Genomic DNA, 15,510 nt, shown 5'->3' with positions numbered 1-15,510 from the left:
ATTGTAAATGATTCTTATTGCTTTCATGATTCCCATTCCCTCGTCGATACCGAACAATTATTCATTCATCCTTCAGGAGTTTGCATGTCCAACCGCACCCGCCGCGCGCCCCTGCCGCGTCCCACCACCCTGGCCCTGGCTCTGGCCGCCCTGTCATGCCTGCCGGCTCACGCCCAGACCGGCACGCCGGCCAGCATGCCGGAAGTGGTGGTCTCCGCCTCCGGTTTCGAGCAGGACATCAAACAGGCGCCCGCCTCGATCACCGTGCTGACGCGCGAGGAGCTGTCGAAGGAACGCTTCGGCAATCTGACGCAGGCGCTGGAAAGCGTGGAAGGCATCGACGTGGGCGCGGCGGGCGACAAGACGGGCGGCATGAACATCAGCATCCGCGGCATGCCCAGCGACTACACCCTGGTGCTGATCGACGGGCGCCGCCAGAATGCGGCCGGCAACGTCACGCCGAACGGCTTCGGCGGCACGCAGACGAGCTTCATGCCGCCGCTGGCCGCCATCGAGCGCATCGAGATCATCCGCGGCCCCATGTCGACCCTGTACGGCTCGGACGCCATGGGCGGCGTGATCAACATCATCACGCGCAAGGTGGGCAAGCAGTGGATGGGTTCCGTCTCGGCCGACTATACCGCGCAGCAGGAATCGGACTTCGGCGACGTAAAAAGCGGCCGCTTCTACCTGAGCGGCCCCATCGCCGCCGACCTGCTGGGCCTGTCCCTGCGCGGCAGCAAGCAGCGCCGCGATGCGGCCGACATCCGCGTCCCCAACGCGGCCGGTGCGGAAGTCACGCCGAACATGGGCGCCAATCCCGTGCGCGCGGACATCGCCAACTTCGGCGCGCGCCTGGCCTTCACGCCAAACCGTTACCACACTGTCATCCTCGACGCGGACGCGGGCCGCCAGACCTACGACAATTCGAAACAGCAGCTGGGCACATTGGGCTTGCAGGGCGGCTACGGTCCCGAGCAGAAATACCAGCGCGACCAGTGGACCCTGTCGCACACGGGCCGCTTCGGCTTCGGCACGCTCGACAGCAGCTACATGGTGAACAAGACGGAAACCCTGGGCCGCACGATTCCGCCGGGCACGCCCGGTGCCGTGGCCGGCAGCGCGCGCACCCTGGAAGTGGAAAGCCAGGTGTTCGACACCAAATTGGTCATGCCTTTGGGCAAGCACATGGCGACCGTCGGCGCGCAATGGTGGAAAGCGGACATGACGGATGGCGTGGCGCCAAAGACATTCGAATTCACGCAAAAAGCCCTGTTCGTGGAAGACGAATGGCAGGTACTGGAAAATATCGCCCTGACCTTCGGCGCCCGTTATGACGACCACAGCATCTTCGGCGGCCAGACCAGCCCCCGCGCGTATGCCGTGTGGAACGCGACACCGAGCTGGACCGTCAAGGGCGGCGTCAGCAAGGGCTACAAGACGCCGCGCGTGGAGCAATTGTCCCCAGGCATCAACGGTTTCGGCGGCCAAGGCACGATCCCCCTCGTCGGCAGCCCGGACCTGAAGCCGGAAACGAGCACGACGACGGAAATCGGCGCCTACTTCGACAACCTGGCTGGCTGGACGGCCAGCGGTTCGCTGTTCAACAACGCATTCAAGGACAAGATCACGACGGGCACGGGCCTCGTCAACTGCAGCTACCGTCCATCGCCGAACCGTCCCGACTGCGTCAGCTTCGGCAACTGGCCCAACGTCGATGCGTTTGGCCAGTCGGTCAACGTGGATGAGGCCGTCACACGCGGTGTCGAGCTGAACACGCGCTTCCCGCTGGGAAAAAGCTTGTCGGCCAGCGCCAACTACACGTACACGGAAAGCGAACAGAAGAGCGGCAGCAATGCGGGCAAGCCGCTGAGCGACACGCCCAAGCACGCCGTCAACGCGCGTTTGAGCTGGGATATCTCGCGCGAGTGGAACGGCTGGCTGCGCGCCGAATACCGCAGCGAGCGCTTCCGCGATCCGGGCACCTCGGCTTCCACACGCGCCGCCAAGGCCGCGCTGGGCGACTACCAGGGCTACGCCATGCTGCACCTGGGCACCAGTTACCAGCTGAGCAAGCGCGTGACCCTGAACGCGGCCGTGTACAACCTGCTCAACAAGGACTTCATCGACTACCAGCCTTACCGCGCACCGGCCTTGAACTACGCGAACCGCTATGTCAACAGCCTGGACGGCCGCCGCCTGTGGCTGTCGGCCACCGTCGATTTCTGATCAAGGGAGGCGGCCTCCCGGCCGCCTTCGTCAGGCCGCTTTGGGCTTGTCGATGCAATAACCGACCGCGTGCACGGTGCGTATCAAGTCCCGCCCCAGCTTCTTGCGCAGGTGGTGGATGTGCACTTGCACGGCGTTGCTTTCCACTTCATCGCCCCAGCTGTACAGGTTTTTCTCCAGCTGTTCCCGGCTCAGCACGCGGCCGCCATGTTCCAGCAGCAGTTGCAGGATGCGGAATTCCTTCACGGTTAACATCACGGGCACGCCCCCTTGCGTCACCTGCCGGTCCGCGATATCGAGCGCCAGGTCGCCGTGCACGAGCTGCTCGCGCAGGCGGCCCGCGGCACGCCGGCAGGCGCTGCGGATGCGCGCGGCCAGTTCGTCGAGGTCGAACGGTTTGACGATAAAGTCGTCGGCGCCCGCATCGAGGCCGGCGATGCGCTCGCCCACCTGGTCGCGCGCCGTGACGACCAGCACGGCGCCGCTGTAGCCGTTATCGCGCAGCACGCCCAGCGCCTGCATGCCGTCCTGCCCCGGCAAGCCCAGGTCGAGCAGGATGCAGCCATAGTCGTGCAGGCGCACGGCCGTGTGCGCGTGTTCGGCGCTCGTGACCCAGTCGACGGCGTAGCCGCCCTGTTCCAGGCCGATTTGCGTGGCGCGGCCCAGCTGCGGGTCGTCTTCAGTCAGCAGGATGCGCATGGAGAAGCGGCGATCCGCTCAGTCCTTTTTCTTGATCAGGCCGGCCAGCGCGGCAAACGGATTGTGCGTGGCGGGCGCCACCTCGGCCGACAGCAGGCCGGCGCCACGGTCCGCTTCCAGGTAGCGCGAGTGCTCATTGTCGTGACAATACAGGCACAGCAGTTCCCAGTTGCTGCCGTCGGGCGGATTGTTGTCGTGGTTGTGGTCGCGGTGGTGCACCGTCAGTTGCTGCACGTTGGCGCGCGTAAATTCGCGCATGCAGCGGCCGCAGACCCACGGATACATCTTCAGCGAGCGCTCGCGGTAGCCGCTCTCGCGCTGGTCGGCGGCGCGGCGCGCTTCGGCCACGATCTTGTCCAGTCTTGCCGCGTCGGGCTTTTTACTCTGCATGACAACTTTCGATATGGGAGGAAGAAGCATCCATTTTAATGAGGATGGGGGCGCAATTGTACTTTTTCTGCCACGGCGCAAGCCCGTGCCGCCCCCGGCGTGCTTTTTTTAGCGTACGCGGCACCACAGGTTCTTGATTTAACGCAAAATAAGCCCAGCGACAGACCACGAACAGACGCTAGGGCAGCAGGCAGCGCGCAGGTCAGCATATTTCGGCTATGATGCGCGCCACGCCGCCCTTCACCTTTCCATGACCCTAGCCTGCAAGCGCCCGTGATAGCGATAACAAGACCCCTGCAACGCCTTGCCCGCCGCCTGTACCGTCTCAGCCTGGTACCCCTGTTCGCGCTCATCTTGCTGCTGGCGCTGTGGGCGGCCGTCTTGTACCAGGTGGGCCAGGAACGGGCCGGCGCCGTGCGCGACGCCGTGGCCGTCAGCCAGTCGCTGGCCCGTACCCTGGCCGACCACACCAGTTTCACCTTGCGCCAGACCGATCACGCCACGCAATTGTTCAAGCTCAAATACGAGGAAACGGACGGCGCCCTGCGCCTCAATGAATTCACGCGCCGCCAGGGCTTGCTCGACAGCGTGCTGCCATCGAAGCTGGAACTGCCGATCGCCCTCGTCGACGCGCGCGGCGACGTGATCGACAGCGCCAACGCGTATCTGTCGGAAAACCTGGCCAGCCAGGCATTTTTCAAGGCGCTGGCCGCCAATGCGTCCGACACGGCCCTGGTCGACACGCCCATGCTCGACGCGGGCAGCAAGCACTGGACCATCCGCCTGGCGCGCCGCCTGAACGATGGCCAGGGCCGCTTTGCGGGCGCCATCGTCATCCACGTCGACCCTACGTATTTTGTCGACGACTACGACCGCCTGAACCTCGACGAGCATGGCGCGCTGATGCTGGTGGCGCGCGACAGCGGCCTGACGGTGGGGCGCATCGGCGAGCAATTGATCCTCAGCGACCGCATCGACTTCCGCATGCCGGGCCCGCCGCAGCACGCGCCCGAGGAATTGCTGATCGAACCGCCCGTCGATGCGACGGCGCGCATCTACAGCTACCGCGAGCTGCCGCGCTACCCGCTGCTGGCGGTGGTGGGCGTCAGCCATGCCGTCGCCCTGACGCGCTTCGAACACCGCCGCCTGGCGTATATCGGCGCCCTGCTCGCCGCCAGCGTGCTCATCGCCGGCTTTACGGCGCTGCTGATGCGCCAGAGCGCGCGCCTGCGCCGCAGCATCCGCCAGGCCAAGGAAACACAGGCGCTGCTGCGCGCGGCGCACCAGGCCAGCCTCGATGCCGTGCTGCTGCTCAAAGCCTGGCGCCCCGCGCCGGGCAAGCCGGTGGAAGATTTCACCTTTGCCGACATCAACGAGCGGGCCGCCGATATGCTGGGCAAGCCGCGCTCCGAACTGCTGGGCCAGCGCGTGCTGCCGCGCGTGCCGCTGCTGCGCGGCGAGCGCTTTTTCAAGCGCTTCGTGCTGGTGATGGAAACGGGCCAGCCGCTGGAGGATGAATTCGAGCTGAAACTGGCGTCGGGCGGCACGCGCTGGCTGCGCCACCAAGTGGTGCCGATCGCCGACGGCGTGGCCGTCACCTCGCGCGACATCAGCGCGCGCAAGCACGACGAACTGGCGCTGCAGGACAACCGCAGCTTCCTGCAGTCGCTGATCGACCACCTGCCCGTGCTGGTCTACGTGAAAAGCGCGCGACCGGAAAACTTCGGCCGGATGGAAGTGTGGAACAAGGCGGCCGAGGACATCACGGGCCACCTGGCCGCCGACGTCATCGGCAAGACCGATTGCCAGGCCTTTCCGCCCGACTTCGGCCTGCACGATGCCGAGGACGACCGCGCCATCCTGGCCGAGCGCGGTGTCATCGACCATACGGAAAAGCCGCTGCGCCTGCGTGACGGCAGCCTGCGCTACCTGCGCTCCGTTTCCGTGCCCGTGTTCGACGAGCGCCATCAGGTCGAGCATATCCTGTGCATCGCCGAGGATATCTCGCAGCGCCGCCAGCAGGAACTGGAACTGCGCCAGAAACAGGCCGAGCTGGCCGCCGTCAACGACGCCTCGCCGCTCGGGCTGGTGCGCCTGGACCGCCAGCGCCGCTGCACCTACGTCAACCGCACCTTCGAAGCCATCACGGGCCTGCCGCGCGCCGCCGTGCTGGGCGCCGGCTGGACCAGCGCCCTGCACCCGGACGACTATCCGCTGATGCACGTGGCGCTGGAACAGCTCACGCGCAGCCACGCGCCATTCCAGTCCACCCTGCGCTGCCTGCAGCGCGACGGCAGGCTGGTCTGGGTCTCCGTCAAAATTGCCCCCATCCTCATCGACGGCCAGATCGACGGCTACGTGGGCAGCCTGGACGACATCACCACCTTGCGCGAATCGGAAGTGGCGCTGCTGGAAAGCGAAGCGCGGCTGCGCACCATCGCCGACACCTTGCCGGCCATGATCGCCTACATCGACGCCGACCAGGTCTACCGCTTCCTGAACATCGCCTATGAACGCGAATTCGGCCTGACGGGGCGGCAGGCGCTGGGCAAGAGCGTGCGCGACACGGTGGGCGAGGCGCGCTACGGCACGGTGGCGCCATATATCGAAAGAGTACTGGCCGGCGAAACCCTGAGCTTCGAGGAAGAAGACGAGAAGGAAGGCATAGAGCGCTGCATGGAAGTGATCTACATCCCGCAGATCGGCGAAGACAGGCTGCAGGTCGTGGGTTTTCACGTGATGCGCCAGGATATCACCGTGCAAAAGCGCGAAAAACAGCGGCTGCTGAAGCTTTCCCAGATCGATGCATTGACAGGGTTGTCGAACCGCGCCGGCTTCCAGCAAAAGCTCAGCGACGCCATGCACGCGAGCCGCCGGCAGCAGCACCTGATGGCCGTCATGTACATGGATATCGACCGCTTCAAGCCCGTCAACGACACGCACGGCCATGGCACGGGCGACGCCCTGCTGCGCGCCTTCGCCCAGCGCCTGACGCAGACCATGCGCGCCACCGACATCATCGCCCGCCTGGGCGGCGACGAATTCACCATCATCATGGAACAGATCGCCCGGCCCGACGACGCGGCCGTGCTGGCGGAAAAAATCGTCGCCGCCATGCGGCAGCCGTTCGAACTCGACGGCATCACCGTGCGCATTTCCGCCAGCATCGGCCTGGCCTTCTACCGCGACGAAGACATTTCCCCCGCCGTGCTGCTGCAGCGGGCCGACGTGCTGCTGTACCAGGCCAAGCAGGATGGGCGTAATACCTACAGGGCCGGCGCGCTGACGACTTGAGCACCTGAGAAAACGTCCATGGCTGCGTTGCAGTGCCTTGCCGTACTATTCGTACTGCCTACGGCACTACGCCTTGCCCTGAACGTTTTTCAGGCACTCTGGATGTATCGATAAAAATCGAAAACGCTCTTCGAAATTCGTTCAATTCTCCAGTACCTGCCTCATTTCAGCTATATTGGCGCCTGTCTTCCCTACCCTTGCCACACCATGCGCCTGCTGCACACTTCCGACTGGCATCTGGGCCAGACCCTGCACAATTTTGAAAGGGGTTACGAACACCAGCGCTTCCTCGACTGGCTGCTCGACACGCTCGTGATGGAGCAGGTCGACGTGCTGCTGGTGGCGGGCGACGTGTTCGACAACGCCAACCCATCGGCCGCCTCGCAAAAGCAGTTATATGTCTTCCTGCAGCAGGCGCGCGCGCGCCTGCCCGCGCTGCAACTCGTCGTCGTCGCCGGCAACCACGATTCGGCGGGACGGCTGGAAGCACCCGGCCCCCTGCTGGCCGCGCATGGCACGCACGTGATCGGCCATGTGCTGCGCGGCGACGATGGCCAGATCGACCTGGAACGCCTGCTGCTGCCGCTTACCGGCAACGATGGGCAAGTGCAAGCCTGGTGCCTGGCCGTACCGTTCCTGCGCCCCGGCGACGTGCCGAAACTGCCGGCCGGCGACACCCAGGACGCCTACCTGGGCGGCATCGCCCTGCTGTACCGCCAATTGGCGGACCTGGCGCTGGCGCGCCGCCGGCCCGGGCAAGCCATCGTTGCCATGGGCCACTGTCACATGGTGGGCGGCGAAATGTCGAACGATTCCGAACGGCGCATCGTCATCGGCGGCACGGAAATGCTGCCCTCGGGGATTTTCGATACGTCCATCGCGTATGCGGCGCTGGGCCATCTGCACAAGGCGCAGGCCGTGGGCGGCCAGGAGCACATCCGCTATTGCGGCAGCCCGATCCCCCTGTCGTTCGCCGAAGTGAACTACCGCCACCAGGTGCTGTGCCTCGATATCGACGGCGAAGCGCTGCAATCCGTGCGCGCCATCGCCGTGCCGCGCGCCGTGCCCTTGCTGCGCGTGCCCGCCGCACCGGCGCCCATAGCCGAAGTGCTGGAACAGCTGGCCGCCCTCGACGTGCCGGACGCTCCGGCCGAGGCGCAGCCGTTCCTGGAAGTGCGCGTGCGCCTCGACGCGCCCGAACCGGGCCTGCGCACGCGCATCGAGACGGCGCTCGACGGCAAGAGCGTGCGCCTGGCAAAGATCGAAACGTCGAGCGCCGCGCGCAGCAGCGCGCCCGAGAACATGACGCTAGACCAATTGGGCCAGCTGCAGCCCGACGACATCTTCCGCCGCCTGTACCAGCAAAAATACGCGAAGGAAGCGCCGCCCGAACTCCTCTCGGCCCTGGCCGAATTGCTGCTGCCCGGCGCCTGACGTCCAGGGGCATTACGCCCACCATCCATTCTCCCACGGTACCATTTGAAAGGTTTTATGAAGAAAATCCGTCATTTCCCCCTGCTGGGCGTTTCGTTGCTCATATCGCTTGCCGGTTGCGGCCCAAGCGCCGAGTACCCGCCCCCGATGCCGGCCGAAAAGACAGCAGCGTCGCAACTGTCGAAACCCATCATGCTCAAGGACCTGAGCACCGGCATCAAGGCGGGGAAATCGGTGGCCGATGGCTATCTGGGTAAATGGAGCTATTTCGGCAAACCGCGCGTCGTCACCACCGAGCAGCTGGCTGACGGCACAGTGACGGCCATCACGGTCTTGCTGGAAGGGTCTGACTCATACCAGCTCCAGAAAGAGCTTGAGGAAAAATACAGCAAGGAAGAAGGGCATCCCGTCACATTCAGCTGCAACCGGGCGTACCGCCGCCTCCCCGCACTCGACAACTTGAGAATCGTCGATGAAAACTGCATTGTGTATCATGCCGATCAAATATTGCGCATTCATTCCCTCTCTCCGTATGACACAGAGATGATCAACAAATTGTGGTCCGCCAGAGCCCTGTTCTTCACCACCAAACTGACGCTGGTCGATGCCGGCCTTGAAACCAAACGCGAAGCCGCCATAGCGGCGGCGTCCGCCGAAAAGCACGCGGCCGAAGAAGCCAAGGCGAAAAAAGATCTGTAAGCGCACCCGTCGGGCGACTGCATCAGCATAAAGAACAGCATGAAAATCCTGAAAATCAGCGGCAAGAACCTGGCTTCGCTGGCCGGCGAATTTGAAGTCGACTTCCAGCAGGAGCCGCTGGCGTCCTCCGGCCTGTTCGCCATCAGCGGCCCCACGGGCGCGGGCAAGAGCACTCTGCTCGACGCCCTGTGCCTGGCCCTGTACGACGCCACGCCGCGCCTGCTGAAGGTACTGGGCCGGGGCAGCGCCCTGCCCGACGTGGGCAAGGAAACCGTCAACGCCCAGGATACGCGCACCCTGCTGCGCCGCGGCACGCCGGACGGCTACGCGCAGGTGGACTTCGTCGGCAACGACGGCGGTCACTACCGCGCGCGCTGGAGCGTGCGCCGCTCGCGTACCAAAGCGGAAGGGGCGCTGCAGGCCACCGCCATGAGCTTGCACCAGCTGCCCGCGCTGCAGCCCATCGGCGGCACCAAGACGGAGGTGAAGGAAGAGATCGAAAAACGCATCGGCCTGTCCTTCGACCAGTTTACGCGCGCCGTGCTGCTGGCGCAAAACGAGTTTTCCACCTTCCTCAAGACGGAAGACAATGAACGGGGCGAATTGCTGGAAACCCTGACGGGCAGCAGCATCTATACCGATATTTCCATGCGCGCCTTCGAGCGGGCGAAAAAGGAAAAGCAGGTGCTCGAACGGCTGGGCGAAAAGCTGGCCGACCAGCGGCCGCTGTCGCCGGAAGAGCGCAGCGAGACCGAAGCGTCAAGCGGCGCGGCCGAAACCGCCCTGCAAACCATCGACCTGCGCAAGGCCGTGCTGGAATTGCAGCAGCGCTGGCACCAGGAGACGCACAAGCTGCAAACCCAGGTGACGGCCGCGCAAGAGACGCTCGATAACGCCGATGCCGAACGGACCGCCGCGGAGGAACGCCGCGCGGCGCTGGCGCAGTGGGAATTGCTGCAGCCGGCGCGGCCCCTGATCGACGACGTGGCGCGCCTGGCCGGCGACATCGCCGGCACGGGCGCCGCGCTGGAAGCGTCACGCACGCAGGCGGCGCAAGCCGTGGCCAGCGAAGCGCAGCTGGCGCAGGCCGTGCAGCAGGCGGCAGCGGCCTTGCTTGCCACGGAAGCGGCGCAGCGCGATGCCGCGCCCCTGCTCGACCAGGCCAAGGCGCTCGACGCGGGCATGGCGGCGCACATGCCCGCGCATCGCCAGGCGCAAGATGGGGCCCTGGCCGCCGACCAGGCCAACGAGGCGGCGCGCGCCGCGCTGCACGCGCTGCAGCAGCGCCAGCATGCCGCGCAAGCGGAACAGGAAGCGGGCCGCCAGTGGCTGGCAGCGCACCAGCAGTGGCAGGCGCTGGCGCAATCGTGGCAGTTGTGGGATCAATTGTTTGCCCAGGCCGGGCAAGCCGCCGCGCAAGCCGATGCGGCCGACGCCAGCATGGCCGAGTCAAGACAGCAGCTGCGCCAGGCCTCGGACGCCACGCAGGCGGCGCAAGCGGCGCTGGCCAGCGCCGCTGCCGTGCTGACGGCGCGCGATGTCGAACGGCGCGCGGCGCTGGCGGCCGTGCAAGCCATCGATGGCCAGGGGCTGCAGGATCAGCGCGGCCAGCTCGAGACGCACGCGCGCACGTTGACCAGCGCGGAAAAGACCTGGAGCGAACTGGCGCGCCAGCAGCAGGCGCTGGCGCACTGGCAAGCGAGGGCGGCCCAGCTGGCGCAGGCCGCGCAGACGGAAAACATGGCGTTGGCGGCGGAAGCGGCGCAAACGGCGCTGCTGGAAGCGCGCCTGGCGCAGGCGGAAAAATCCTTGAAAGGCGCGGAGGCGGCATGCGCGGCCAGCGTGGAGCAGCTGCGGGCCAATTTGCAGGACGGGCAGCCCTGCCCCGTCTGCGGCGCGCTGGAACACCCGTACAGCCACGCCGACCACGCCTTGCAGGCGATGCTGGCCAGCTTGCAGGATGAGGTGCTGGCCTGCCGCGCGCAGGCGCGCGGCAATCTGGAGCGGCTGGCCACGCACAAGGCGGCGCTGGCCGCGACGGCACGCGAACAGGCGCAAACGGAGGCCGAACTGGCGGCCCTGCCGCCCGCCATCGACAGCTTGCTCGCGCAGTGGCAGCCGCACGCGGACACATTGGAACTGCCGCCGGCAAATGAGCGCGCGGACTGGTTCGCGCGGCAGCTGGCGGCCAATGCGGCCGGCTTGCAGGCACTGGCGCAGCAGGAAACGGCGCTGCGCCAGGCCGGCGTACGGCGCGAGCAGGCGCAGGCAGCGCACGAACTGGCGTCCAGCGAGCACGCGCGCTGCACAAGCACCGTCGCCGAGACGCAGGCGCGGCTGGCGCAGCTGCAAGCGCAGCAAGCGGGCAACGCCGACAAGGGCGAGACGGCGCGCGCCGCGCTCGACGCCTTGCTGGCGCAGCTCGATGGCGCGTTTGCCGACGCCGACGGCGCCGAGGACTGGAAAGACAGCTGGCGCGCCGGCCCGGCCGCCTTCCGCGCGGCGCGCGAAACGGAAAGCCGGCAATGGCTGAAACAGCAGGCAGACCAGGACCACCGCGGCCACGCGCTGGCGACCCTGGCCGCGCAGCTGGAAGCGGCACAGCTGGCTGCCGCCAAGGCGCAGCAAGCGGCACAGGAAGCCCACGCCGTCTTTGCCGCCGCCGACAAGCAGCGCACGACAATGCAGGCGGAACGCCACGCGCTATGGCAGGGCCGGAGCGTGGCCGAGGTCGAACGCGCGCTGGCAGGCGCCATCGCGGCAGCCAAAGAGCTGCTGACGCAGCAGCAAACGGCGGCGCAATCGGCCAGCCATCAGCGCACGCGCCTGGAAGAAGCGTGCGTGCAGCTGTCGCAGCGGCTGGCTGCCCTGCGTGAACAGGAACACGGCGCCAGCGCCGCCCTGCACGGCTGGCTGCGCCAGTTCCAGGATGCCCATCCGGCCCGTGCGCCCGCCGACATGGACGCCTTGCGCGCGCATCTGGCCATCGCGCCGGACACCATGCGCGCCGAACGCGACGCCCTGCAAGCGATCGCCGACCGCCACACGGCGGCCGTTTCCGTGCTGGCCGAGCGCCGGCAGCAGTTGGCGGCGCATGTGCAGCAGCCGCCGGAGGCACTGGAAATGGACGAGGCGGCGCTGCAGGATGCGCTCGACGCGCTGCTGCTGGAACGCCAGGCGGCCAACCAGGAAGCGACGCGGCTGCGGCTGGCGATCGCGCAGGACGATGCGCGGCGCCACGGCGCGCAAGCGATGCTGGCGCAGATCGAGGCGCAAGCCGTCATCGAGCGGCGCTGGGCCAGCCTGAATGAATTGATCGGCTCGGCCGACGGCAAGAAATTCCGCAACTACGCGCAGCAATTCACCTTGGAAGTGCTGCTCGGCTATGCCAACGCGCACCTGAACCACCTGGCGCGCCGCTATCAGCTCGAACGCATCGACAACCCGAACAATCCGTCGCTGGGCCTGATGGTGCGCGACCAGGACATGGGCGGCGAGCTGCGCTCCGTGCATTCGCTGTCGGGCGGCGAATCGTTCCTCGTCTCGCTGGCCCTGGCACTGGGCCTGGCCTCGCTGTCCTCGAACCGCGTGCGCGTGGAATCGCTGTTCATCGACGAGGGCTTCGGCAGCCTCGACACGGAAACCCTGCGCGTGGCCATGGACGCGCTCGACGGTTTGCAAGCGATGGGCCGCAAGGTGGGCGTCATCTCGCACGTACAGGAAATGACGGAGCGCATCGCCACCCGTATCCTCGTGCAGCCCGGTTCAGGCGGTAAGAGCGTGGTGACGGTGCGCTAAGAACACCTGTCAAAACCTACTGCGCGTCGCGGGTCGCGGTTTCCGATGCTCACTGCCTCGGCGGCCCCGTGCTTAGCACAGTTCCGCGTCTCAACCACAACCCACTTCCGCTCGCTACGGTTTTGTCAGGCGTTGTAAACCGCTAACGGCTGGCCGGCTCCCGGCACAGCCTGAGCATATCCCAGCCCAGTTCGCGGCGGATCTGCTCGGGGTCGGGCGGGGGGCGGCGCTGTTCCAGCTCCGCTTTCAGCCACTTCCTGACCAGCTCCTTGGCGGGCTGTACAGGCTTTTCCTTGTCATGCTTGTCCATGGTGCTACCTCTTCAATGGCGGTCAGACGACCTCCTATATACGCTCAACGTCATGGCACGGATTCAGTTGACCTGCGCGTGGCGCAGATGCAACAACGTGTAACGATGGACGGAGTGCGTTAAAATCGCCGCTTCGCGTAACTACCCGCTACGCCCCGCAACAGTTCAAGGAGCCCCCATGAAAGCCGCCCGCAGCCTCACCTTCAAGTGCGTCAAATGTCACAAATCCATGCAGGTTTACCTGCAAAAAGTCTCCGCCTGCTCGCATATCCAGCCGTACCAGGGCATTTGCGCATGCGGCGAACTCAAGCGCCACGCCACGGGCCAGGCCGATGCCGTCAAGTCTTACCTGGAGTCGGCGGACGGTAGCTGGTCGCACCACCACTAATGGTTAAAGTCTGGGCGATTGGTGTCGTTAATTACGGTACACAGCCCATATAGAACCGACCATGTCCCAGCTTCCCGCCCTCGCCAGCCGCCAACCCGCCTCGACTACGCTGGATGGCCAGCGACCGTCCCGCACGGGCAGCAGCGCATCCGGCCTGGCCGCTTCGCCCCTGATGCAGCGCACGGCGCAAGACGTGGTCGCGCTGTCGAAGAATGGCCTGGACCTGTCGGCCAAGGGGCTGTCGCAACGGACCGATGCGCTGGGCAACGCCACCGTCGACGTGGCGCAGGATTTTCTCTCCAACATGACGCGCCAGCTGTTCGGCGACGGCGCCAGCATCTCCTTCGATTCCGTCGATTTGCAAGCCGGTTCCAGTTTCAGCAGCGGCAGCGCCAGCGTCTCGGGCACCGGAGGCAGCAGCCGCGCGGCCGCCTTCAGCCTCGATGAAAACGCCCATTTCATCGGCAAGGGCAAGATCACGACGGCCGATGGGCAAACCTTCGACTTCGAAGTGGAAGTGCAATATCAATCGAACATCAGCGCGGGCGTCCTTGAGCAAACGCAAGGCGAAACGCCGGAAGCCACATCCTCCGAAGACGGCGCCCTGCCCGCCAAAGAGTTGCCCGCCACGCACTTCGGCGGCAATCTGCACGACCTGTTCACGCTGCTGGGCCAGCAATTGCAAAGCAATCTCTATCAGGGCACGTCCGATGGCGCCAGCGCCAGCGGCAAGGATGGCGACCTGGCAGGCAGCCTGAGCTTGCGTTTGCTCAAGCTGGTGCAGCCGGACGCGGCGGTCAAAGCCGACCAGAAAGCCGTAGAGACGACGCCGGAAGACCAGGCGCGCGCCCGCGCGCTGGCACTCGCCTATGGCACGGACACTGCTAACGGCACGGCCAGCGACGTATAATGGAAGACGGCCTGCGCAGGCGACCATGCCGCGCGCCCCCTTCTATCGATTGAAATCCATGTCCGACACTTCTTCCCCTACCGTTCATCCGCAGATCCACTGGAGCGAAAACGGCGCCGAGCATTCGGCCCGCTGGCGCTCGGAAAGCGGCATGCCGCCGCCCAAGCGCGTCGTCATCGCCGATGACCGCACGACGGCCGACCAGGCTTACCGCCTGGCCTGCGAAGGCACGGCCATGCTGTGGCGCGGCGACTTCCAGAACGCGCGCCAGCTGCTGCAGGCGCTGGCGCGGCGCGCCGACCACAAGAACGACAAACCGAGCAAAAAGGCCAAGGCCGCCAAATTGGCCAAGCCGGAACCATCGGCCACGGAAGCGTTCCATTTGCACCGCCAGGCGCAGTCGCAGCGCGCCCGCACCCTGGCCATGCTGCTGCTGCCTTTCGACGCCGACTACACGATCCCGCTGCGCCGCGCTCCGGACGTGAAACTGGCTTGCAATGAAGCGTATGGCCGCGGCGAGGAAGCGTTCGTCGCCTCGCTGCGCGAGCTGCTGGGCCTGATCGGCGCGCATGAATGGCGCCGCACGGGCGTGGACCTGCCGGCCCTGGGCCAGCGCATCCACCCGCATTACGGCGTATTCGCGCCCATCCGCGGCGAATACGTGGGCCTGGTGGCGGAAGCGCCGCTGCCCGCGCGCGCCAGCCTGGCCTTCGACATCGGCACCGGCACGGGCGTGCTGGCCGCCGTGCTGGCGCAGCGCGGCGTCGCCCGCATCGTCGCCACCGATCAAGACCCGCGCGCCCTGTCCTGCGCGCGCGAAAACCTGGCCCGCCTCGACTTGATCGACAAGGTCGAGGTGGTGCAGGCCGACCTGTTCCCCGCCGGCCGCGCCCCGCTGGTCGTGTGCAATCCGCCATGGCTGCCGGCCCGACCAAGCTCGCCGATCGAATACGCCGTCTACGATCCGGACAGCCGCATGCTGCGCGGCTTCCTTTCCGGCTTGGCCGACCACCTGGAGCCAAACGGCGAAGGCTGGCTGATCCTGTCCGACCTGGCCGAGCACCTGGGCTTGCGCCCGCGCGCGCAATTGCTCGAATGGATAGAGCAGGCAGGCTTGAAGGTCGTCGGCCGCCTGGACGTGAAACCCACGCACCCGCGCGCGCAGGACGCCACCGACAGCCTGCACGCGGCCCGCTCGAAAGAAATCACCTCGCTGTGGCGCCTGGCGGCGGCGTAATCGAGGGTCTGAAACCCGGCCATTGCGCATTGCAGCAAACCCCGCTATAATTCGCCTGCGGGGTGGAGCAGTCTGGCAGCTCGTCGGGCTCATAACCCGAAGGTCACAGGTTCAAATCCTGT

Annotated in this window: 11 protein-coding genes; 8 read left to right on the top strand and 3 right to left on the bottom strand. The window is 66.2% G+C overall.

Annotated features, from left to right (window positions below; genetic code table 11):
* Positions 1 to 84: 84 nt before the first annotated feature.
* A complete protein-coding gene (locus tag AC1RBA_RS27160) occupies positions 85 to 2,229 on the top strand; it encodes a TonB-dependent receptor domain-containing protein (RefSeq protein ID WP_492420475.1) in 2,145 nt (714 codons plus the stop codon).
* A 30-nt stretch (positions 2,230 to 2,259) separates the two neighbouring features.
* Here the strand turns inward: AC1RBA_RS27160 and AC1RBA_RS27155 are convergent, their stop codons facing one another.
* On the bottom strand, positions 2,260 to 2,928 hold the full coding sequence (locus AC1RBA_RS27155) for a response regulator (RefSeq protein ID WP_492420473.1): 669 nt from the start codon (positions 2,926 to 2,928) through the stop codon (positions 2,260 to 2,262).
* A gap of 18 nt (positions 2,929 to 2,946) precedes the next feature.
* Entirely contained in the window at positions 2,947 to 3,318 is a 372-nt protein-coding gene (locus AC1RBA_RS27150; protein ID WP_034755042.1) for a YajD family HNH nuclease, read from the bottom strand.
* A gap of 273 nt (positions 3,319 to 3,591) precedes the next feature.
* On the opposite strand from AC1RBA_RS27150, the gene AC1RBA_RS27145 reads away from it, so the two are divergent.
* The 4 genes from AC1RBA_RS27145 (at position 3,592) to AC1RBA_RS27130 (ending at position 12,543) form a co-directional block, all read left to right on the top strand.
* Entirely contained in the window at positions 3,592 to 6,612 is a 3,021-nt protein-coding gene (locus AC1RBA_RS27145; protein WP_492420471.1) for a PAS domain-containing protein, read from the top strand.
* Positions 6,613 to 6,819: 207 nt separating this feature from the next.
* Positions 6,820 to 8,046 (top strand): exonuclease SbcCD subunit D C-terminal domain-containing protein, encoded by a 1,227-nt coding sequence (locus AC1RBA_RS27140; protein ID WP_492405492.1) that lies wholly within the window; start codon positions 6,820 to 6,822, stop codon positions 8,044 to 8,046.
* A 57-nt stretch (positions 8,047 to 8,103) separates the two neighbouring features.
* On the top strand, positions 8,104 to 8,745 hold the full coding sequence (locus tag AC1RBA_RS27135) for a hypothetical protein (RefSeq protein ID WP_070290759.1): 642 nt from the start codon (positions 8,104 to 8,106) through the stop codon (positions 8,743 to 8,745).
* 39 nt (positions 8,746 to 8,784) lie between these two features.
* Complete coding sequence (locus AC1RBA_RS27130) at positions 8,785 to 12,543, top strand: AAA family ATPase (RefSeq protein WP_492420469.1); 3,759 nt, start codon at positions 8,785 to 8,787, stop codon at positions 12,541 to 12,543.
* A gap of 142 nt (positions 12,544 to 12,685) precedes the next feature.
* Here the strand turns inward: AC1RBA_RS27130 and AC1RBA_RS27125 are convergent, their stop codons facing one another.
* Complete coding sequence (locus AC1RBA_RS27125; RefSeq protein ID WP_162835746.1) at positions 12,686 to 12,853, bottom strand: hypothetical protein; 168 nt, start codon at positions 12,851 to 12,853, stop codon at positions 12,686 to 12,688.
* Between the two features lie 178 nt (positions 12,854 to 13,031).
* Here AC1RBA_RS27125 and AC1RBA_RS27120 point away from each other — a divergent pair, with 178 nt between their 5' ends.
* From AC1RBA_RS27120 to AC1RBA_RS27110, 3 genes are all read left to right on the top strand, one after another.
* A complete protein-coding gene (locus AC1RBA_RS27120) occupies positions 13,032 to 13,241 on the top strand; it encodes a hypothetical protein (protein WP_034755039.1) in 210 nt (69 codons plus the stop codon).
* Between the two features lie 61 nt (positions 13,242 to 13,302).
* On the top strand, positions 13,303 to 14,151 hold the full coding sequence (locus AC1RBA_RS27115) for a hypothetical protein (protein WP_492420467.1): 849 nt from the start codon (positions 13,303 to 13,305) through the stop codon (positions 14,149 to 14,151).
* A 58-nt stretch (positions 14,152 to 14,209) separates the two neighbouring features.
* The gene (locus AC1RBA_RS27110; protein WP_492420465.1) at positions 14,210 to 15,388 is read left to right on the top strand and encodes a methyltransferase; all 1,179 of its coding nucleotides are present in this window, start codon (positions 14,210 to 14,212) and stop codon (positions 15,386 to 15,388) included.
* Positions 15,389 to 15,510 lie beyond the last annotated feature (122 nt).

It is taken from the genome of Janthinobacterium sp. GW823-FHT03B06 (assembly GCF_058796955.1).
The sequence above is the reverse complement of the archived record's forward strand: the minus strand, read 5'-3'. Positions and strand labels throughout refer to the sequence as shown.